This is a genomic window from Pseudomonas sp. App30, from assembly GCF_047947025.1.
GTDB lineage: Bacteria > Pseudomonadota > Gammaproteobacteria > Pseudomonadales > Pseudomonadaceae > Aquipseudomonas.
Window position 1 is genome coordinate 1,128,600 of sequence record NZ_CP133165.1, and the last position, 20,675, is coordinate 1,149,274.

Annotated in this window: 17 protein-coding genes and 1 pseudogene; 4 read left to right on the plus strand and 14 right to left on the minus strand. The window is 57.5% G+C overall.

Annotated elements, in window-relative coordinates:
* Positions 1-39: 39 nt before the first annotated feature.
* The 13 genes and pseudogenes from RAM80_RS04945 to RAM80_RS05005 all read right to left on the minus strand — a co-directional run bounded on the left by RAM80_RS04945 (position 40) and on the right by RAM80_RS05005 (position 14,398).
* Positions 40-1,272, minus strand: coding sequence for a LysR family transcriptional regulator (locus tag RAM80_RS04945; protein ID WP_416425119.1), 1,233 nt, complete (start codon positions 1,270-1,272; stop codon positions 40-42).
* A 98-nt stretch (positions 1,273-1,370) separates the two neighbouring features.
* Positions 1,371-1,568 (minus strand): LysR substrate-binding domain-containing protein, encoded by a 198-nt coding sequence (locus RAM80_RS04950; RefSeq protein ID WP_416425120.1) that lies wholly within the window; start codon positions 1,566-1,568, stop codon positions 1,371-1,373.
* Positions 1,537-2,348 (minus strand): annotated as a pseudogene (locus RAM80_RS04955) (benzoate/H(+) symporter BenE family transporter); the annotation flags it as partial. The pseudogene RAM80_RS04955 and the gene RAM80_RS04950, both read right to left, overlap by 32 nt.
* Positions 2,349-2,353: 5 nt before the next feature.
* A complete protein-coding gene (gene catA, locus RAM80_RS04960; protein WP_416425121.1) occupies positions 2,354-3,277 on the minus strand; it encodes a catechol 1,2-dioxygenase in 924 nt (307 codons plus the stop codon).
* Between the two features lie 57 nt (positions 3,278-3,334).
* Positions 3,335-4,099: a 1,6-dihydroxycyclohexa-2,4-diene-1-carboxylate dehydrogenase gene (locus RAM80_RS04965; RefSeq protein WP_416425122.1), complete on the minus strand. Its 765-nt coding sequence runs from the start codon at positions 4,097-4,099 to the stop codon at positions 3,335-3,337.
* A 95-nt stretch (positions 4,100-4,194) separates the two neighbouring features.
* Positions 4,195-5,202: a benzoate 1,2-dioxygenase electron transfer component BenC gene (benC, locus tag RAM80_RS04970; protein WP_416425123.1), complete on the minus strand. Its 1,008-nt coding sequence runs from the start codon at positions 5,200-5,202 to the stop codon at positions 4,195-4,197.
* Positions 5,203-5,212: 10 nt separating this feature from the next.
* Positions 5,213-5,701: a benzoate 1,2-dioxygenase small subunit gene (benB, locus tag RAM80_RS04975; protein ID WP_416425124.1), complete on the minus strand. Its 489-nt coding sequence runs from the start codon at positions 5,699-5,701 to the stop codon at positions 5,213-5,215.
* A complete protein-coding gene (gene benA, locus RAM80_RS04980) occupies positions 5,698-7,062 on the minus strand; it encodes a benzoate 1,2-dioxygenase large subunit (RefSeq protein ID WP_416425125.1) in 1,365 nt (454 codons plus the stop codon). The genes benB and benA overlap by 4 nt, the downstream gene beginning before the upstream one ends.
* A gap of 83 nt (positions 7,063-7,145) precedes the next feature.
* The gene (locus RAM80_RS04985) at positions 7,146-8,123 is read right to left on the minus strand and encodes an AraC family transcriptional regulator (protein ID WP_416425126.1); all 978 of its coding nucleotides are present in this window, start codon (positions 8,121-8,123) and stop codon (positions 7,146-7,148) included.
* A gap of 175 nt (positions 8,124-8,298) precedes the next feature.
* Positions 8,299-8,733 (minus strand): MarR family winged helix-turn-helix transcriptional regulator, encoded by a 435-nt coding sequence (locus tag RAM80_RS04990; RefSeq protein ID WP_416425127.1) that lies wholly within the window; start codon positions 8,731-8,733, stop codon positions 8,299-8,301.
* A gap of 13 nt (positions 8,734-8,746) precedes the next feature.
* Positions 8,747-10,627: an FAD-binding monooxygenase gene (locus tag RAM80_RS04995; protein ID WP_416425128.1), complete on the minus strand. Its 1,881-nt coding sequence runs from the start codon at positions 10,625-10,627 to the stop codon at positions 8,747-8,749.
* 501 nt (positions 10,628-11,128) lie between these two features.
* Positions 11,129-12,604, minus strand: a complete 1,476-nt coding sequence (locus tag RAM80_RS05000; protein ID WP_416425129.1) for an aldehyde dehydrogenase family protein — start codon at positions 12,602-12,604, stop codon at positions 11,129-11,131.
* Positions 12,605-12,619: 15 nt separating this feature from the next.
* Positions 12,620-14,398 (minus strand): FUSC family protein, encoded by a 1,779-nt coding sequence (locus tag RAM80_RS05005; RefSeq protein ID WP_416427416.1) that lies wholly within the window; start codon positions 14,396-14,398, stop codon positions 12,620-12,622.
* Between the two features lie 197 nt (positions 14,399-14,595).
* Between RAM80_RS05005 and RAM80_RS05010 the strand changes: the two genes are divergently transcribed.
* The 3 genes from RAM80_RS05010 to RAM80_RS05020 all read left to right on the plus strand — a co-directional run bounded on the left by RAM80_RS05010 (position 14,596) and on the right by RAM80_RS05020 (position 17,904).
* Positions 14,596-15,213, plus strand: coding sequence for a TetR/AcrR family transcriptional regulator (locus RAM80_RS05010; protein ID WP_416425130.1), 618 nt, complete (start codon positions 14,596-14,598; stop codon positions 15,211-15,213).
* A 266-nt stretch (positions 15,214-15,479) separates the two neighbouring features.
* Positions 15,480-16,301, plus strand: a complete 822-nt coding sequence (locus RAM80_RS05015) for an IclR family transcriptional regulator (RefSeq protein WP_416425131.1) — start codon at positions 15,480-15,482, stop codon at positions 16,299-16,301.
* Positions 16,302-16,422: 121 nt separating this feature from the next.
* A complete protein-coding gene (locus RAM80_RS05020) occupies positions 16,423-17,904 on the plus strand; it encodes an aldehyde dehydrogenase family protein (protein ID WP_416425132.1) in 1,482 nt (493 codons plus the stop codon).
* Between the two features lie 63 nt (positions 17,905-17,967).
* Here RAM80_RS05020 and RAM80_RS05025 read toward each other — a convergent pair whose 3' ends face one another.
* A complete protein-coding gene (locus RAM80_RS05025) occupies positions 17,968-19,035 on the minus strand; it encodes a hypothetical protein (protein ID WP_416425133.1) in 1,068 nt (355 codons plus the stop codon).
* A 273-nt stretch (positions 19,036-19,308) separates the two neighbouring features.
* Between RAM80_RS05025 and RAM80_RS05030 the strand changes: the two genes are divergently transcribed.
* Positions 19,309-20,631, plus strand: a complete 1,323-nt coding sequence (locus tag RAM80_RS05030; protein ID WP_416425134.1) for a PucR family transcriptional regulator — start codon at positions 19,309-19,311, stop codon at positions 20,629-20,631.
* The last annotated feature ends 44 nt before the right edge of the window (positions 20,632-20,675 follow it).

Genomic DNA, 20,675 nt, shown 5'->3' on the forward strand with positions numbered 1-20,675 from the left:
TTGCGTGCCAGCTAAGGAAGCCGGCGTTAATGCTTCATGTCATGCGGCGCCTTCTTCTCCGGATTCGCCCTCTCCCAGAGTCGTGGCGCGCAGAGCTTCAATCATTGCAGTCACGGCGGGGGGATGTAGCGCATGGCGCCGTATGATCAAACCTATCGCTCGGCGGGTGGCAGGTAGCTCGACAGGCAACACCGCAAGCTCGCCGCTCGCAACGTCCGTTTCAAACTGATGACGAGACACCAAGGCCAGCCAGTCACTGCGGGCCAATAGGCCGCGAATGATCGCCATGTCCCCTGACTCTACGCACGGCATCGGTAGCTCCAGATGCTGTGCCTGAAACGCCTGTTCAACCAGTCGCCGCGCAGGCGTTTGTGGGCGCGGCATGATCCATTGTGCCGCATGCAAGTCGGCCAGTGCTGATGCCCTTCCCAACAACGGATGCCCTGAGCGGACCACAATCACCAGGCTTTCATGGAGCAACACTTCCCCGGTCAATTCGCTATCCCCCGGATCACGCAAAGCACCGCACAGCACGTCCAGGTCACCAGCTCGCAGGTCCGTCTCAAGTTGCTCGAACGTGCCTTCGAAGGTTTCCACCTGCACGTGGGGGTACCGGTCCAACAGCGCCACCACCGCTACCGGTAGCAGCCGGGTGCGGCTTAGCGGCAATGCGCCTACTCGTACTTTGCCACTCAATCGCCCCTGAAGAGCAGCCAAGTCCGCTTCGATATGCCCTAGTTCGTTGAGGGCACGCGTAATCGGGGGCAAGATCGCCAACGCCATTTCGGTGGGTTGCGCACCGCGTCCGGAACGCTCAAACAACACCTTGTCGGTACCGGTCTCCAGCGTCTTCACCGCACTGCTGATGGCCGGCTGTGTCACCGACAAGGCCTTGGCCACCCGCCCCATATTGCGCACCCTGCATAACATGACGAAAGCCCCCAGGCGCCGGGCATTGAGCAGGTACAGTTGCTCGTGCACAGTCACCGGGGGCTGCCCCAGCAAAGCTGGCAACACGGCCAGCTCAGCTAGAATGCGGCGTGCTCTGCATACCACACAGGTACCTTCGGGGGTCAACTGCCATCCCCCAGGGAAGCGCTCGAACAACGCAACCCCCAGTTGCCGCTCTAGTTCCACAATGCCGTCGTGCACCACCGAAGCGGTGCGGAGCATCTTGCGCGCCGCGCCGGAAAAGGTGCGATGGTCTGCGACCCGCACCAAGGTACGCAGGTGCAGCAGGCTGGGCGCTTCGTTTAAATCGAAGGACGGCATGGCTTCAGCTCGGTTTGTTTTTATGACCAGAACAGTACCAATGTGTTGAGCCCTAACACCCATATTCTTGAGGGGTTTTCCAAAGGCAGGTTAGCAAATCAGATGACCAGCCCCTCAGCAAAATGCGCCACAACAAAGTCTACGAACGCGCGTACCTTGGGCGCCATTTGCCTGCTGCTAGGCCAGACGACGTGGAAGGTACTGCCCCCCACCAGCGAGGATCTGAGCACCTTTTCCAGTCGACCGTCATCCTGGCTTTCTTTAGCTAGCGGTGACGGCAGCCAGGTCAAGGCCATGACAACCAAACGGCGCCAGCAGCACGCCGCAATGATGATCGGACTGGCGGGCGTGCCATATCCGGCGTTTCGCAGTACTGCGACGCCCGGCATGAACTGCCCCGTCAGCGACACCAGCATCAATGGCAGCGCCAGGCTCAATGCCGCCGTCAGGCTAAACTGCGGCATGATCCATTGGGGTGTTGCCCAACCCGGCCCCAACGCGTCACCGTGAAATTTTCCGGCCACTGTAGTGATCACTATCCCAACCACCAGCACTCCGGCTATCGCGTAGCGTGACCAGGTTCGGCGCAACACCACGTAGGTAAGGAACATCGAGCCTAGCAACCAAGGCTGAATCGACAACGCCCGAAAAGCCTCAATGCCGAAGGCAAACAGAATGCCCGCCTGCAAGCCAGCGGCAATGGAGCCTGGCAGACGCACCAACAGCATATCGAACACCCCAGTGCAGCCTACAAACAGCAACAGCACGTTGGCCAGCAGATAGGCGCCGATGGCCTGATTCAGGCCCAGTTGCGGTAAGGCTGAGACCAGCAGCGCCGACCCAGGGATAGATCAGGCAATGACCACTGGCACCCGATATAACAGGGACAGCCCGCCCCCCAGCAGCGCGGCGCCTATGGATATGGACCACACCCATGATGAAATCTACTGCGCGGTGAGGTGGCCTTGGGCTGCAGCGTTGAACACGATCACCAACGGGCCTGCATAGGAAATCAATGTGGCGAGAAAACCCGCCACCACTGCTGACAGTGAACAATCCCTGAATGAACTCCTCACAGCAGTCACGCCGTCTGCAGCGCCCGCGGGCGACTACTGCGCTGTTGCTCTGCGACGGCGAGAGTAGGCTGCAGGCAGAAGTCAAATTCCAACTGTGCCACACGTCCTTCCACCCCTTCGTCGTGCTCGCTGAACACCACTTGCCCCACCAGACCGTCCCGGGTGGCGAATGCGAAATCGTCCCACAGATATTTGTCTCCCGCCAAGTTGATCTGCGTGGTCAGGTGACGGTACCCCGGGGCGGAAATGAAGTAATGGATATGGGCAGGGCGCTGGCCGTGACGCCCCAGCAGGTCCAGGCATTCTTGCGTCGGACCGGCTGGGTTGCAGCCATAACCCGACGGCACGATTGACTGGGCACGATACTGCCCCTGTTCATCGGTGACGATGCGTCGCCGCAGATTGTAGTCTGATTGCTGCGCATCGAAGTAGGAGTAAGTACCTTGGGTGTTTGCATGCCACAGATCAACAACCGCCCCCGCGATAGGGTTGCCATCTGTATCACGTACCACGCCATGGATTTCCAGCGGCGTGGCAACCCCCTCCTCGCTGCCATCATCCATGCGGGCCTGGCCCTGGCTCAGGGGGGCACCAGCCACATAAAGCGGTCCTTCGATTGTACGCGGGGTGCCGCCCACCTGCCCCAGGCGAGCATCGCGGGCATCGTGCAGCAAGTCAAGGAAGTGCTCGATGCCCAGCCCCGCCACCAGCAGGCCCGCTTCGTTGCTGGCGCCAAGGCGGTTAACATAATCCACCGCGCCCCAGAACTCATCGTCACTGACTTCCAGGTCTTCCAGAACACGTGCCAGTTCAGTAACCAGACGCAACAGAATCTGTTTAGCCCGTGGGCTGCCCTGGTCGGTAGCGGCGCCAGTGACTTGCAGGAAAAACGCCTGCAGCTCTGGTGTATGGGAAATTCTCACGGTCATTGTGATGTTCCTGTTGTTATGGTGTTGAGCCGTTGAATTGGCAGGAGCGTGCCTTGGTCAACCCAGGTCTCCGCCGCCTACCGGTAATGTCACTCCGGTGATGTATGACGCCTCATCCGAAGCCAGGAACAGAATCGCGCCCACCTGCTCATCCACTGTGCCGTAGCGATGCATCAGGCTGCTGTCCAGAGTCTGATCGACTATCTGCTGATACCAGACCTTTTCCTGCTCGCTCTGCTCGGCGCTGTTACGCGGAATGCGCCGTGGCGGCGCTTGCGTGCCACCCGGGGCAGTAGCGTTGACGCGTACGCCGCGCCCAGCGGTTTCGAAAGCCAGGCAGGCGGTGAGCGCATTCACGCCGCCCTTGGCCGCGCCGTAAGGCACTCGGTTGAGGCTGCGTGTCGCGATGGACGAGACGTTAACGATGGCACCACTGCCCTGCGCCAGCATCACTGGCAGCGCGGCATGGCAGCACCACAGAGTGGGAAACAGGGATCGGCGCACTTCGGCTTCGATTTGCGCCGGCTCGTAATGCTCGAAGGGCTTGGCCCAGATGGTGCCACCGACGTTATTAACGAGCACGTCCAGGCGGCCGAAATGCTTGACCGCCGCAGCGACTACGCGGCTGCATTCCTCGTACTGTTCCAGGTCGGCAGTCAGAACCAGTGGTTTGTTGGGCAGATGCTCCAGTTCGTAAACCAGCTCGGAGCGATCCACCAGCGCCAGTCGCGCACCCTCGGCGGCCAGGCGCTGAGCCACACGCAGGCCGATGCCTTGGGCGGCGCCGGTGACCAGCACGATCTTATTGTCAAATCGGTTCATGAAAGTTCCTCTTTGGGGCCATGACGCACCCTGGGGCAGCTGCTACGAAGTCTCGTCGCAGCTGCCACTAGGCCGCGTCATGGCGCCGAGATCGCTTATGCAGCTGCGAATTTTTCGAAGTAGAAGTTGGCAGGCACGATGGCTTGGTCACGCAGGTATTGGCTGACGGCCTCGACCATCGGCGGCGGACCGCACAAGTAGACGTCTACATCACCATCATTCAGATGCCCTGGCTCGATGTGCTGGGTCACGTAGCCCTTGCGCGGATAGGTACTGTCCGGGCTGGCCACGCAGGCGCTGAAGGTGAAGTTGGGGATGCGGGAGGCAAGAGCCTCCAGCCGCTCGGTTTCCACCAGGTCTATGTCGTGGGTCACGCCGTAGATCAAGTGCACCGGGTAATCGCTGCCCTGCTCGGCAATCCGCTCAAGCATCGCAGTGAACGGCGCTAAACCGGTGCCGCCGGCCAGCAGCAATAGCGGCCGGCGGATGTCGCGTAGGTAGAAGCTGCCCAAAGGCCCTGCCAACGTCATGCTGTCACCGGCCTTGGCCAGGCTGGTCAGGAAGCTGCTCATCAAGCCGCCCGGCACATTGCGGATCAGGAAACTGACCTCGCCATTGCGTTGCAGCGAGCTGAAAGAGTAAGCACGGGTGTGCTCGCTGCCCGGCACCTGTAGATTGACGTACTGCCCCGGCAGGAAGGCCAACTGGGCCAGGGCCTCACCCTTGATCTTCAGGGCAATGGTGCTATCGGACAACTGCTGCACAGCGCTGATGGTGGCTTCGTACTTGGCCTGCTTGGTCTTGCATACATCGGAAGACGTCGGCACGCGCACCACGCAGTCACTCTGGGCGCGCATTTGGCAGGTCAGTACATAACCTTCGGTGGCCTCTTCCTCGGTTAGCGCATCCTCAATGTACTCTTCGCCCAGGTCGTATTGACCGGCCTCGGCAAAGCATTTACAGGTGCCACAGGCGCCGTCGCGGCAGTCCAGGGGGATGTTGATACCCTGGCGGTACGCTGCATCGGCCACGGTTTCAGTGGCGCTGCTGTCGATGAAGCGGGTGACGCCATCTTCGAAATTCAGTGCGATCTTGTAAGTCATGATGGCCGCCTCAGATATGATAGATGTCGATCAACTGGCGCACGTAGTCGTTTTTCAGCACCACTTTCTTGGCCTTGATCAGCGGCTGCTCGCCACGGATATCCAGGGTGTAGAAACTAGTGCCGAAGTAACTGTCCACAGTCTTGTAGCGAAAGCTCAGGGTGTGCCAGTTGAAGCGCACCTGCGCCACACCGTCGCCCTGTTCCAGCAGCTCGATGTTGCTCAGGTTGTGCGAGGTGCGGGTGTCGGGCACACTGGCGCTGGAGCGTTCGGTCTTGATGCGGAAGATGCGATCCTCCAGGCCATCGCGGCGGCCATACCAGATCAAAGAAATCTCGCGTTGCGGGTCCTGGGTCAGTTCGTCGTTGTCGTCCCAACTGGGCATCCAGAAGCTAGCGTCCGGGGCGTATAGCTCCAGCCAATTGTCCCAGTCCTTGTCATCCAGGTAGCGAGCTTCGCGAAAAAGGAAGTCACGAACCGTCTCGTAGGCAATAGTCATTGCACCACCTCCACGGCAATGCGCTTGGCCTGCTCGGCCTGCAGTGCCTTGATCATCGTTTCCTGCCAAAACTTGTGCTGCATAACGAACAGGCCTTCATCTTCGGTACGCACACCGCTGAGTAGCGGGTGCAAATCGATTTCCCGAGCGGCCTGATCGGCGCCTTGCACCCAGTGTTCGGCGCCACGCGACATGTCGTTCCAGGCGGTACTGCTGCCTTGGTAGCCCATCTGGCATGAGCGGAACTCCTCCAGGTCATCGGGGGTGGCCATGCCGCTGACGTTAAAGAAGTCCTCGTACTGGCGGATGCGCTGGGCGCGTGCCGCATCGCTCTCACCCTTGGGCGCGATGCAGTAAATGGTGATCTCGGTGCGGTTGACGTCCAGGGGGCGGGCGATGCGGATCTGCGAGCTGAACTGGTCCATCAGGTAGACGTTGGGGTACAGGCACAGGTTGCGCGAGTTTTGGATCATCCAGTCAGCACGGGCGCTACCGAAGTTCTGCGCCAGTTCGTCACGACGCTCGTATAACGGACGGTCCTCAGGATTAGACCAGCGAGTCCACAACAGCATGTGGCCCTTATCGAACGAGTAGAACCCTCCACCCTGCTTGGCCCAGCCACCAGCGCTCATCGTCTTGGCGGCAGTCTCGGCCTCGCGCTGCTGGCGTTGCTGCTGAGTGGCGGCGTAGTTCCAGTGCACGGCGCTGACGTGATAACCGTCGGCGCCGTTTTCGGCGGTGAGCTTCCAGTTGCCCTCGTACACATAGCTGCTGGAGCCGCGCAGCACCTCCAGGCCTTCTGGAGACTGGTCGACGATCATGTCGATGATCTTCGCCGACTCGCCCAAGTGCTCTTGCAAAGACGGCACGTCTGGGTTTAGGGAACCGAACAGGAAGCCGCGGTAGGACTCGAAGCGCGCGACCTTCGTCAGGTCATGGGAGCCTTCGCAATTAAAGCTGGAGGGGTAGCCAGCTTCCTTGGGATCCTTCACTTTCAGCAGTTTGCCGGAATTGTTGAAGGTCCAGCCGTGGAACGGACAGGTATAGGAAGCGCGGTTGCCGGTTTTGTGCCGGCACAACATGGCACCACGGTGGCTGCAGGCATTGAGGAAGGCATTGAGTTCGCCGGCCTTGTTGCGCGCGATGAAGATGGGTTGGCGGCCCATTTGCGTGGTGTAGAAGTCGTTGATGTTGGGAATCTGGCTTTCGTGGGCCAGGTACAGCCAGTTGCCCTCGAAGATGTGCTTCATCTCCAGGTCGAACAACCGTGGGTCGGTGAACATCTCGCGCTTGCAGCGATAGATGCCCTGCTCATGGTCTTCCTGCAGCAAGGCATTCAGGTAATCGATTCCCAGGGTCATGGCCAGGGCCTCCGTTGTTATTGTTCAGGCACCTCCAGCGTACGAATGGGTGAGTATTGTCGATAGCCGTTTTTCGCAGACCACTATCCGTTTTTCGCAACTTCGTAGCGTCGCTGACGCAACGTTTCCGAGGGCAACTGGCCAAATTGCTTGCGATACTGATCGGAGAAACGCCCCAGGTGCATGAATCCATAGTCCATGGCCAGCTCGGACAAACTGCGTACCGTGCATTGGGGGTCACTCAGGCAAGCATGAATCCTTGCCAGACGGCGCTGACGAATATAGTCCGCGGGGCTAGCCTGGGCGTTGCGCTCGAACAGGCCATACAACGTACGCGGGCTGACGTTGACCAGGCTTGCCAGGTTGTCGGTATCCAATTCCTGCCGCAGGTGGCGTTCGATGTAGTCCGCCACGCGCTGGAAGTTGAGCGCTTGGCCCGCTTGCGGTGTGTGCTGGACATTGGTTTTCATCAGGCAAAGCAGCTTGCTGACGATGATTTGCGTATAGTGGGCCTGTACCAAGGGCTGCGGTTCGACCTCCTCGGCCTCTTGGCAGACCATGCCCAGTAGACTTACCAAGCCTTGCACATCGTCTAACCGATACCGGCTCTGCACAAACCGCACCCCGGGGGATGGGACAACCCAGCGTTGTTGCTCGCACAGGTCCGTCAGCAGGCGCAGGGGGATCTTGACGATGAACTTCTCACAGTCGGTCGAATAGGTCAGATCCACGGGTTCATCGGGGTTGATCAGTAGCAATTCACCCGTCGTCAGAAAGTGTTCTTCGCGCCCTCGGCGCCACAGGCAGTGCCCCGCCAGCAACACTTGCAGATGAAAACAGCGCTCCAAAGCGGGTGACACAACACGCACCGGTGCGCCATAGGTGATACGACACAGATCCAGCTCGGCGAACGCGCGATGGTTCAGGTGGGCCAAGGGGCGACTGGCCTTGGGCAGTTGAATGCAATGACTTCCCACATGCTGGTTAACGTACAACGACACCGCGTGGGGGTCTGCTTGATTGAATACTTCGCTGCGCTGGCCTAGAAAAGGCGTGTGCATGGCTTAGTCACTCGGATTGTTTTTATAGTTGGCCGGCAGCTCGCACTGCCGGACGTGTACCCATCTTTACGCGCACTGGCCAGCAACCCCAATATAGCCTAGGTCTACCACATACCCGCGGGGTATGATGGTAGACCTAGGCACGCTCCGTCTCCTCAGCGGTTACAGTCAGAAGTCAGTCAGCGGCGACGAGCAAGCGCTCTATAAGGTCTCGCAAAAGCTCACGCTCCGAGGCGCTTAATTGCCGCGTCAAAATCTGCTCAACGGTTTCCACCCTAGGCCGCAGCTGCTCCAGTTGAGCTCGCCCCTGATTGGTCAAGTACAGCGTATTACGGCGCTTGTCCTGTGTATCCCCTACCCGCTCCACCACACTGTTGCGCACCATGCGCGCCACGAGTTCGGCGATGGTCGAGCGGTCCAGGTCGAGTTCGTCCCCCAACTCCCGCTGGCTGACGCCAGGGCGTTGTTCAAGCACAAGCAACACTGCGTACTGTACGCTTGTCACATCCGTGGACACAGCTTGCTGCCAGATGGCCACATGACGTTGTTGGGCACGGCGGATCAGGCTACCGGTATGCACGAGAATCCGAGGTTGAGCGTCGACTGACACGATTGAGAGCCTTCTATTGCGGGATAAAAACTGATTGCAAGAATGCCTCCAGCTCAGGATAGGCGTCCAGTGGCAGCACGTGAGCGACATACTGATCAGGCCTCACCAGAACCATGGCGCCATAAATGGCATCGATACCCCGGGCCTCAAAGATATTGGCCGAAGGATCCACTGTGAAAGCTTTTTCATAGTCGATCAGTCCGAAGCGCCCTTTACGTGGCAGCAGCAAAGCCGGCAATTGCTCGACCTTGATTTGCCGATGGGGTTGCTGGAACACTGCGCGCACATCAAGCACGCTATCCAGGTCGGCGCCTGCGCCGGTAAATCGTCGCACAGGCGACTCTGGGTTATTCGCCAGGTATTCGCACAACGCTGCAATACCTTGACCTGACGCATCGGCGAAGGCATACAGCCTCCAGCGGCCGTCAGCAATCGCGGCATGCCCGAGGTGTACCGAGCGCGCATCGGCGACGCGGATCACAGGCGCAGAGTGGAAGCGCGTACCGATGACCAGCCCCCGGGCTTGCTCCTGCCAAGTGTTTGCGCCTATGAGGGGCCCAGGATGGTAATGAGTAGCGACCCCAGCGGTATAGCGGCCTGCCTTGACAAAATATTCCTGCAATTCTGTAGGATCAACGCCCCCGGCACCTGGGTTTAAAGGGTCCTTTGGTCTCGCGCCGATCATGGCCGACCACTCCTTGTCGAACCCGATCAGTTCCTGTGCCACGGGCTGCCTCTCGTGGGAGTAGCTGGCCAGCAGGCTCGCCGGGCTACGACCTTCCAGCACCGCCCCTAACTTCCAGCCCAGGTTGAATGCGTCCTGCATAGAGACGTTCATCCCCTGCCCGGCCTTGGCGCTATGGGTGTGGCACGCATCGCCGGCGATGAATATCCGCGGTTCCCGTACTTGCCCATCTGCGTCCACTGCATCATCGAAGCGGTCGGTTAGGCGCTGGCCAACCTCGTACACGGAGAACCAGGCCACATCCTTCACCTCAAGCGTGTAGGGATGCAAAATTCGTTGCGCGGTGGCGATGAGTTGGTTGACGGTAGTTTCACGGATGGCGGTGCGGTTTTGCTCAGTCACTTCCCCCAAATCCACGTACATACGAACTAGGTGCCCGCCCTCACGAGGTATCAGGATCATGTTTCCTGCGGACGCTGACTGCACGGCGACCTTGAGGCGCATGTCCGGGAAGTCGGTCACAGCCAGTACATCCATCACACCCCATGCATGATTGGCTGCGTCTCCACGAAGTTGCTGGCCAATCGCAGCGCGGACCTTGCTGCGAGCCCCGTCGCAACCCACCAAGTATCGAGCGCGGACCTGCAGCGTGTGCTCGGCATCGGTGCGCTTGAGGGTGGCCACCACAGGGTGAGTAGGATGGTCGTCACGCGTGACATCCTCCAACTCCAAGTGATAGTCCGGCTCCAGGCGCTGCGGTGACTTGAGCATGCTGTCGAGCAGGTAGTCTTGGATACGGGCCTGGTTAACGATGACGTGGGGAAACTCCGACAAGCCATCCTCTGTATCCTGTACCCGCCCTGTTCGCTCAATGCTGTGGCGGTCGTCAGCCTTGGGCCGCCAGAATGCTGTTTCGTTGACCCAGTAAGCCTCGCGGACCAATTTTTCAGCCAGGCCAAATGCGTTGAACATTTCCACGCTGCGGCAGGCGATCCCGTCGGCTTGACCCAACTGCAGTCGGCCGCCACGGCGCTCAACCACGCGGGTAATGATGTTCGGGAATTTCGCAAGCTGCGCCGCCAGTACCAGGCCCGCGGGCCCACTACCGACGATCAATACATCGACTGTTTCTGGCAATACCCCCTGGCCTTGCTCCGCACGATGAAGCTCTGGATCGCCAGGTTGGAAACCATTTAGGTGGAATTGCATAGCATTGTCCTTGTTGTTTTTTAAGAAATGCGACTCGCCATTACAATATGCTCAGTATACGAACCATTTCAACCCCTCTTTTCGATACCGTCATGCGAATCAGAGTGGTGGACAGAGGGGAATCGGAGTGCTGCCTAAAATTCAGGCGCTGAAACCCCTGAGATAGAGCGCTGTTCCAACGTTTTAAGTATTCCGAGTTTTTTTTGTAAATCTTCGAAGGGGCGGCTCAGGCTGGCAGAGTTAGGTGCCTGACATCAGCTCGACAGCCCAAAATAGGAGTGCTGCCAGCTAAACCTGGACAATGAGCAGGTCTGGCACCTGGCTGCAGAACGGCAGGCGGACTGTTTTCCAGGAGGAGCGCAACCGGTGCGCCAACTTTGCAGGCCCAGCGACTCTTGGGAATGCCCGGGGGGCGAAGAAGACCGATAATCAACCGATGTACCCGTGCCGATACTGACGCTTTTCATGGGCGCCAGTTCGGCAGGCACATCAGTAAACACCTTAAAACGGGTAGGTACGCCGTTTGTGCTGCACAGAAATCCAATGGTCGCAGGTTAACTCGGCGATGATCCACTCGCTATTGAATCGCCCGATCCCGCTGTTCTTCTCTCCTCCAAACATGTTGTTTGGATCATCGTTCACCGAGATGTCGTTGATGTGGGTCATACCTGCTTCAATTTGCTGGGCAAATCGCAGCCCACGCCCCTCGTTCTGCGTGAAAACCGCAGACGAGAGCCCAAACTCAGTTTGGTTCGCCAGCTCCAGCGCGTGCGCCTCATCACGGGCGGTGATAATCGGTGCAACAGGACAGAACTGCTCCGCCTGTGCGAGGTCACTCAAGTTGTCGACGTTGACAAAAACATGGGGCGGCAGGACCTGGCCCGCCGCTGCGCCCCCCAGCACCAACTCGATACCCTGGGCTTTAGCCGCCTCGATCCTGGCTACGGCACCTTCTAACTGGCGGCGGTTGATCAATGGGCCAATCACCGTGTCCGGGAGATTCGGATCGCCCACCTTCAGCTGTCGTACACGCGCAACGAATGCTTCGACGAAATCCTTTTGTAGCGATGCATCTACAATGATTCGATTGCTGCTCATGCAAATTTGGCCTTGATGCAAGAAGCGTCCTACCACCGCAGCATGCACTGCTAACTCCAGGTCAGCATCATCAAGCACCACGCAAGGGGCATTACCCCCCAGCTCCAGTCCCACGCGTTTTAGCGTAGGGCCAGTCACCGCCAAGGCGCCGATGTGCCTCCCCACCCGGGTTGAACCGGTGAATGAGATAAACTTGGGGATAGGGTGCAACGTGAATGCATCACCCAGGTCGGCAACGTCCCCAACCACGATATTCAGAACACCAGGGGGGAACCCTGCCTCCTCATATATCTTCGCCAGCAGCAGCCCACCCGTCACGGGCGTATCGTCAGCCGGCTTGACAACCACTGTGTTGCCCAGTGCCAATGCCGGCGCAATCGACCGGTTCGAAAGATGCATCGGCCAGTTCCAGGGGCTGATAACGCCTACGACTCCAAGCGGTTTACGGTATACACGGCTTTCCTTGTTGGGCGTATCAATTGGCAGGATACGCCCCACCACTTTTGACGGCATTGTCGCCGCTGCGATCATGGTCGAACGCACGGCGGACCACTCTATCTCTGCCTTGGTCCGCGTGCTGCCAGACTCGCGAATAAGCCATTCGACAATCTCTTCATGCCGTGCCTCCAGAATGGTCACGGCGCGCATGAACAGCGCAGCGCGCTCAGCGGGTAAAGTTAACGCCCAGGCCTTCTGGGCAATGGCGGCGGCCCGATACGCCTCGTCTAGGTCGGCGGAGTCGCCCAACGAAATTTCTGTCAGCAACGAATCGTCAAACGGGTTGCGATTCTCAAGAACCTTGCGAGTGCTGCCAGAGCGCCAAGCGCCCGCAATGTATTGGCCGGTAAAGTTCTGCCAAAGTGAAGGACGGTCAGACACGGTAATGTCTCCTATCTAATGGTGGTAGGGATGAGGTTGCAGATGCGTGATTAGCTTGGCTGCAACGATTTGCACCAAGTGGTCATCGGTCGCTGTACAGCGACTTGCCTCGAACATGTGATCACACATGTGTTGTGCAATCGCTGCGCATTCAAATGCGGCACTGAGCAATGCTGTTGACTGTTTATCGATGCGATTCAGCTGCGCCAGGAGCACTTTGATTTGCTCATAAAGACCCGTACGGGCTGCGGCGCTTTGCGTATTGGGCAATCGTAAGGTCAGCACGGCAATGCGCTGGGCCAGCCGTAATCGATCGCTATGCGGCGCATTCGGCACCAGCCGGCGGTAAGTCAAGACTGCCGTCAGAACCCCGCCCAGGATAGCCAATGCCTGCCAAAGTGAGTGGGTCAGGGTGGTGTCTGTTTGCAGACTCGGTTGTGCAATCAGCAGGAAGGTCATGTTCAAGTCGATAGCCATTTTCGCAGTCGCGGGCCGAGCCATCAGCAACGCCCCTACAAGCAAGAATGGCGCAGTGAAACAGGCAAGCTGCCAAGGCGAGGTAGCTAGCTCAAGCAACCAGAAGCGATACCCCAATCCCAACACAATGCCGACGCAAGTACCTGCTAATACATCTTTCATCGCAGCGTCCGGCTGTTTGTGGCTGGAAAACAGCGAAGCGAATAGAACGGCGGTCATGACCATCACCGGGCCATAGGACCAATCACACGACCACCACACCAGCGTGGCAATGGTCATGGCAGTTAGGGGCCGAATCGCCGCAACACCCACGTTGCGCCAGTTGTGTTGTTTTAGACGCGTAGCAAGAGATACCCGCAGTGGCTCGGGCCTATCCAAGGAGGTACAAATGTAGTTCAACTTATCAACAAATATCTGCCCTGTGGCCAGGTTTTGAGGATGTCTGCAAACTTCACAAATAACCGCCCTGAGCGTTGGAACTGCCGCAGGCCCCTGCATCGCTGCCGTCACGTCCATGCATATCCGCAATGACCCGCCTACAGCGGAGTGACTGGACCAGATCAGAAGGTCGCCGATCGCATCGAGTGTGTGCCTGGCACATGCTGCAAACTGCCGGGAGCTACCCGAGCCTGCCGCGACTTGATCCAGCAAGACGTCGAACTCGGCCATTTCCCTCAGCACGATATTCAGGTCAGTTCCATCGTGCGCGCCAGCCGAGCGCAGACGTCGAAGACTATATCCCACTGCGGCCACGACCAGCGTCTCAAGACGTGCTCGTAGGCGGTCAGGAAACTCGGACCTTGCCGTAAATGGCCAGGACAGCAATGCGGACGCAAGCACACCTATGACGGTGCAGTACAAGCGCCCTAACGCAAGACCGACATCGAACACTGGATCGAGGATACCGAACAACGCAACGATCGCGGCTGTATAACCTGCCAGAACGAAAGCGTAATTACGAAAATGCCGAAATAGGTTACCGGCCCCTGCACACAGGGTGATCCAAGCTGCCAGGGCCATCATCAGCCAAACGTGGTGATCAAAAAACAACGCTAGAAGCATTCCCCCCACCATCGCTCCGACGGCCGTGCCAGCGAGCCTGGCGCCAATGCGGGCGATAAACAGTCCGCGTGTAGGCTGGGCTACCAGCCAGACGGTCATGGCCGCCCACCAAGGATGATGCAGACCACACCATTGTGCGATCACCAAGGCCATAAGCGCTGCTGCGGTTGTATGAGCACTGAAAAGCGCAGCGGCGCGCGATGGCCACAACGATAGGCAGCCTTTTAAAGCGGGAAGCTTTCTTTGGCGCCCCATGCTGTACAAGGGCTTCACTATTGGCACGTCACACCCGCCCGCCGCACGTTCAGCACGCTGCCTGCCTTATTTATGTCGAGCACTAAAACCACCTCCTGACCCCTTTATTGAACCGAGCCGTTCATTTATAGAAGATGCCTTTCCAGCAGTCAATATAAATGTACAATGCTGTCCAGTTATAGGGGCGGAGGAATGCCATGCGAGTCAAAACCGAGGCACGTCGACAGGTCATTCTTGAAGTGGCAGGCAAGCTTTTTCTGCATCACGGTTTCGCCGCCGTCTCCATGGCTGCCGTTGCAGCTGAAGTCGGGGGATCAAGAATGACCCTCTACAACTACTTTCCAAACAAAGAGAGTTTGTTTGAAGCATTCGTCGTCGCCGCTGGAATCGACGTCTGCGACAACCTTTTGGATCTACCCAGTCCGAGCGCACCACTCGAAATCAGGCTACGTGTACTGGCCCACAACCTGCTCAGGTTGTCGCTGAAACCCGAGATTCTAGCTATCCACCGCCTGATTATCGGCGAGGCGCTTCGCGCGCCTGGACTTAGCCGAATCTTCTACGCCAACGGGCCCGGCAGGACCTTGAATGATTTGATGAGCGTTATCACTAGCGCTATGGATCAAGAGCAACTGCGTCAGGCTGATCCACAAACCTGTGCGCTTCACTTCAAAGTCCTGTGTGAGGCAGGCATCGTTGAACAGCAGCTGTGGGGACTGGCTCACGAGCCTCAGAGCGGATCTGTCAATCAGGCAATTGATAGCGCCCTAGAGGTTTTCCTCAGCGCATACGCACCAAGAGCGAGCAACTCATGATGAGAGGTCGCATGCTTTCCCCCCTGAGAATAGGAGGCTCCCTAAGCGTGCTCTGTTGGCTACTGAATGGCGCATATCGCACAAAAATCCCGTAAAATGGGATTTTATCAAATATCCTGATTTACAGGATTTGTATGCAGGTATAGATTCAGCCTCAGTCAAGGCCACGTATGCCGTGACAACAAAAACAAAAGCAGGCATGCGCATTCGCCCTCGGACACCTGAAACGTGGGCGCCCGTGCCTTCATTCGTAAAAGAGCACTGAAATGCAACAACCAATTGACGCTGAAGCCGCTTGTGAACAACTGCATGAAAGCAAGGGATCAAGCCTTGAGCGCATGTTGCGCATCCTTGACCTATTCACCCAGCAGCATCCCATCTGGACGGTGGATGGCATGAGCGCCGCCTTGGGTTATACCCGCTCGTCTGCCTATCGTTACGTCCGCGAACTGACCGATGCCAACTTACTATTTCAGTCAGAGGCCGGGCGTTATTCACTGGGCGCCAGGATCATCACTTGGGACCGCCAATTGAGGGTCAGTGATCCGCTTGTACGGGCCGCTCGAAGCCTGGAGAAGATGTTCCCACAGTGGGAAGGCGAGCAAGTCTGGTTGGTGTGCCGCTTGTTCAAAGATCAAGTCGTCTGCATTCATCAAACCGGCAGCCTGGCAGACCGGGTGAGCTATTCGCGCGGCTCTCCCCGCCCGCTGTTCATGGGGGCGACATCCAAGGTGATTCTGGCCAACATGAGTTCGAGGCAACAAAGCCAGCTGTTTCTGGAGAATCCCCAAGAGGTCGCCACCAGCAACCTGGGTGCCACATGGGAGCAGTTCAGGCGCTCACTGCAACGCTTACGCCGGCAGGGCTATGTACTGAGCAGTGGCGAAGTCGATGTGGAAGTCTTCGGGCTGGCGGCCCCCATATTCGATAGCGACAGCAAGGTGGTGGGCAGCATCAGTTGCGTACGCCCATCCTCGCAACGAAACAGCGAGCACGACGAAATACAAGGCCAGCAGATGCTGACCCTGGCCGACAACCTTTCGCAACTCATGGCCGCGCTAGCTTACAGACCAGAACGCTTGGACTGAAAGCCTCGCGGCACCGAGGGAACAAAAATGACAACCCTTACACCCGTCAGATCACCCCGCGATCGCAGCCAATGATGCGTGACGAAACCATCACTGCCCGCCCTTCCCATGGAGGCCTCACATGAGCCATCAGCAAGCACCTACCGCCTTTAGCATCCAGGGTCATCAATACATCAGCGGTAAATGGCGCCCAGGCCAGTCAAGCAGGCGCCTTGACAACCGTAACCCGTACAACAACGACCTGTTGCTGGACATGCCCTTGGCCTCAGTCCGCGATCTTGATGACGCCTACCTCGCCGCTCAAACGGCACAGGTGGAATGGGCCGCCCAGCATGCTCGGCAACGGGTGCCGTTATTGGAGAATTTGGCGTGCATCATTGAGGAGCGTCGTGAAGAAATCATCGGCTGGCTGATCAGGGAATCGGGCAGTACCCGGATCAAGGCTACCATCGAGTGGCAAAGCACTTTGAACCTTGTTCGTGAGTGCGCCGTTATGCCCATGCAGGTTGAGGGTCGGATCCTGACCAGCTATAAACCGGGCGAACAAAGCTTCGTATTCCGCGACCCGCTAGGTGTGGTTGGCGTCATCAGCCCTTGGAACTTCCCGCTCTACCTCAGCATGCGCTCGGTAGTGCCGGCCCTGGCAGTCGGTAATACAGTGGTACTAAAGCCGGCCAGTGATACTGCTGTCACCGGTGGCCTCTTGATTGCCTATCTGTTTGAGGCTGCTGGCTTCCCCGCCGGCACGCTCAATGTCGTAGTAGGGGCCGGATCAGAAATTGGTGACGCCTTCGTCGAGCATCCGGTTCCCAGCCTGATTTCGTTCACCGGGTCAACTGATGTGGGCCGTAACGTAGGCCGGATTGCTACCGGCGGCAAACACATCAAGCGCGTTGCGCTTGAACTGGGCGGTAATGCGCCGCTGGTAGTCCTTAACGATGCAGACGTTGAGGTTGCGGCCCATGCTGCCGTTGTAGGTCGGTTTTTGCACCAAGGACAGATCTGCATGAGCGTCAACCGCGTGATCGTCGCCAGCAGCCTATATCCGGCTTTCGTGGATCTGGTGGTAGAGAGGGTTCGCAAGCTCAAGACCGGCAACCCGGACGAATCGGACACCGTGATCGGACCAGTGGTGAACCACTCCCAACTGAGCGGTCTACTACGCAAAATTGATGAAGCCCAGAGCGCCGGTCTCAAACCCTTATGCAGCGGCCCCGCCGAGGGGTTGCTGTTGCCGGCACATGTATTCGGGAATGTGAAAGTAAATGACGCTCTTGCGCGGGAAGAAACATTTGGACCTCTGCTGCCATTGATGGTGGCTGACAATGAGGCCCACGCACTACAGCTTGCCAATGCGAGCGAATATGGATTGTCCAGTGCGGTGTTTACCAAGGACATGGCACGTGGGCTGAGCTTTGCGCGAGGTATCGTGGCAGGTATGACCCACATCAATGACATTACTGTGGATGATCAGCCAAACGCCCCCTTTGGCGGCGAAAAGAATTCCGGACTGGGCCGTTTCAACGGTCACTACGCTCTGGAGGAGTTTACTCGAGCCCACTGGATAACCTGGCAGCCTGGGGGGCATAACTACCCGTTCTGATTTGGACCAAAACACAATCAGCCCCGTAGGGCTGATTGTGTTTCACAATAGGAGCTTGCGAAGTCAGTCGTCATCGCCCCCCAACGCAGCTACCTGTGCTTCTATGGATTTGATGCTTTGCTTCTCGGCGGTGGATTGCGGCGTAGTGTCACCGCCCAACGCGGCATGGAAAGGACATCCTTTGAACTTTGGATCGTCCTTGTATTTTTCCACATAGTGTTCTGGAAATTGTTTGTCGAGCTCCTGGATGCCTTTGCGAGTCTGTGCCTTGTCCTCACTGGACATGCTCATCCGCTCTTCGATGTAGGCTTGGGTCGGATCGTCCGAGTTCATTTCCATAGTGCCCAAAATGTAACCGACCAGCTGAGGCAGCAACTGCGCGGCAGCGGGGTCAGGGCGATCAACCTGCATGGTATCCAATGTGGTAGTCAACGACATGGCACGCAACAGCTGATGACCGAACCAGTGCAGCTCCTTGGGGAAGAACCGGAAAACGAACTGTTCGTGGATCGCGGTGATGATGAGATTGCCACGCTCCAGTTTTGGTTTTGGGGAATTCTCAAACGCTTCACAGAACTCGACCAGGCCATCGAAGCTATCGGGATAGCCCGTGATGGGCTGGTCATTCTCGGCTCGGAACAAATCACACATATCCCGCCAAAACAAGTGGGCGGCAATTTTCTCGTGCTCGCTCAAGCCAGGGGCACCCATTTTGAGCTTCAGGCGGTGCATGGTGATTGCGGTGAACGCGCATACGTACACGTAATCATCATTATAGGAAAACGCGCCAGGGTACTGCTTGGCCCAGTGAGCATGCAGGTTGTTGATGCCTTCAACTGATTTTATCGTGCGGCTGTCGCGAGGCCCATAAAACCACCACAGTGCATTGGCACTGCCCGTCTGCTCAACACGCGAGGTAGACCGGGAAACGACCTTGCCACCGTCCTCGCGCCAGACTGCTCGGGACCCCCAATCGGTAACGACGAAATTGGGAAAGGTCAAGGCATAGATGAAGTTTTGCATGAAATCGTTCAGCCCGTAGCTGTTCGACAACCGCCAGATTTCAATGTAATCCTCGTGTGGATCGAGGCTTTGAATCTTGGCTTGAATCCACTTTTTTGGGGCAGACATATTAATCCTCTCATCTTCATACACAGCGAGTACAAAAAGGGGCCTCGGGCAATGTCTCTGCACAGATGTGCAGATTGCCAGCATCCACATTGCCTTGGCACCTCTCGATTTACAATTGGCTCTCCCTAGCCTAGGACCTAATGGCGCCCACGTCTCCAGTCTGGGGCGCTAAATGGCGCAGCGATTTTGGTACCGCAGTACGAGGGTCGCCTACACTGGTACCACCACTGGTTAAATTGCGCCCACTAAAGATTAAAACGTAAGGAGTTAAGCGTGCCGGCCGAACTTTATTTCCATCTGCATCCCAAGGCGCCGTGTGAAGAAGTAATTGCTGGCGCATTGGTATCCGTGCGGCAACTAGACTGGGCGGTGCAAGCCATGGGTGAAGATGCCGTTGCTTGGGCGCTCGAGGAGGCAGCAATTTCAATGGAGCGCCTCCAGGGCGAATTTCAGTCTGTCCCCGACCTGCCCACGTCTGAGATTCGGCTAAATTTAGAAACGCTTATCCTCGATATATTCATGAGTTGTGTGGGGAAAAACAATGATCATCAGACGCTCAAACTAATTCCATCAATGGCTCGGCAAGCGGCGCGGCGTGAAGTTCCCTTCAGCAGTATCGTCAAGAATATGCGCGGCAACCAGATCGTCTGGATCAATAATTTTTTGACAGCTAGTGCGGGCCAGGCTATCTCTCCAGGCGCAGTTCAACGCTTGGTCACCAGCGGTGCCGGTGTCGTAGATGAGTTGATTGAGCGGTTTGTGCTGTCCTATCTGGAAGAGCGCCAAACGCTTATGGAGGGACAGATCGCCAAGCGTCGAGCGCTAGTTGAAAAATTGATCAGTAATGAAGTTTCTCTGGAATCACTGAGTTTCAATCAGATCAGGGACGACCATGGCTTGGACCTGAGTCACTTTCATATCGGCCTGATCATCACCGACATCAACACCAAACACAGTGCAGAGTTGGGCAAGTTGCAGAGAAGTCTGCAAGATGCAGCGATTGGCAGCACTGCATTATTTGTAGCCGCCACGCAACACGTTACATGGGCCTGGGTAAGCACTCCACACCCTCCCACTCAAGCACAACTCAAACGTCTGGGAGACACGATTGCAAATGTGCGCGGAATACGGTGCACCGCAGGAGAACCGGCAAAAGGCCTGGCAGGATTTCGACGAACCCACCTGCAAGCGAGCGATGTGAGCAAGGTTGCAATACCGTCCTCCGTCAAGGGGGTTTTGCGGTGGTCAGACCATCTGCTGACGATTTTGGTAGGTCAAGATCTAGAGAAGGCGGCTTGGTATGTGCAAGCCGTACTTGGGCCGCTTGCCGAAAGCTCAGCCAAGGCCGAGGGGTACCGCCAAACGCTCAACGCCTATCTGAACTCGGGGCACAGTCTGCTGCATGGTGCTGAAAGCCTTGGCATTCATCGCAATACGCTGGTGTACCGCCTGCAACAACTAGAGGATTTGCTCACCTACCCAATTAAAGAGCGTGAGCTTGAACTCCGGTGCGCCCTTCATCTGGTCAATCACTTCGCCGTTCGCGTGCTGAGAGAGGAAGATACCGAAGGTTCGGAGAATCGGCCAACCTTATGAATGTGTGTCACCCTTTTGGTACTAGGATACGAAAATAGCCTGAA

Coding starts and splice junctions, on each gene's coding strand:
- RAM80_RS04945 (WP_416425119.1), bottom strand. CDS start 1,272: ATGCCGTCCTTCGATTTAAACGAAGCGCCCAGCCTGCTGCACCTGCGT.
- RAM80_RS04950 (WP_416425120.1), bottom strand. CDS start 1,568: ATGGCCTTGACCTGGCTGCCGTCACCGCTAGCTAAAGAAAGCCAGGAT.
- catA (WP_416425121.1), bottom strand. CDS start 3,277: ATGACCGTGAGAATTTCCCATACACCAGAGCTGCAGGCGTTTTTCCTG.
- RAM80_RS04965 (WP_416425122.1), bottom strand. CDS start 4,099: ATGAACCGATTTGACAATAAGATCGTGCTGGTCACCGGCGCCGCCCAA.
- benC (WP_416425123.1), bottom strand. CDS start 5,202: ATGACTTACAAGATCGCACTGAATTTCGAAGATGGCGTCACCCGCTTC.
- benB (WP_416425124.1), bottom strand. CDS start 5,701: ATGACTATTGCCTACGAGACGGTTCGTGACTTCCTTTTTCGCGAAGCT.
- benA (WP_416425125.1), bottom strand. CDS start 7,062: ATGACCCTGGGAATCGATTACCTGAATGCCTTGCTGCAGGAAGACCAT.
- RAM80_RS04985 (WP_416425126.1), bottom strand. CDS start 8,123: ATGCACACGCCTTTTCTAGGCCAGCGCAGCGAAGTATTCAATCAAGCA.
- RAM80_RS04995 (WP_416425128.1), bottom strand. CDS start 10,627: ATGCAATTCCACCTAAATGGTTTCCAACCTGGCGATCCAGAGCTTCAT.
- RAM80_RS05005 (WP_416427416.1), bottom strand. CDS start 14,398: ATGGGGCGCCAAAGAAAGCTTCCCGCTTTAAAAGGCTGCCTATCGTTG.
- RAM80_RS05010 (WP_416425130.1), top strand. CDS start 14,596: ATGCGAGTCAAAACCGAGGCACGTCGACAGGTCATTCTTGAAGTGGCA.
- RAM80_RS05015 (WP_416425131.1), top strand. CDS start 15,480: ATGCAACAACCAATTGACGCTGAAGCCGCTTGTGAACAACTGCATGAA.
- RAM80_RS05020 (WP_416425132.1), top strand. CDS start 16,423: ATGAGCCATCAGCAAGCACCTACCGCCTTTAGCATCCAGGGTCATCAA.
- RAM80_RS05025 (WP_416425133.1), bottom strand. CDS start 19,035: ATGTCTGCCCCAAAAAAGTGGATTCAAGCCAAGATTCAAAGCCTCGAT.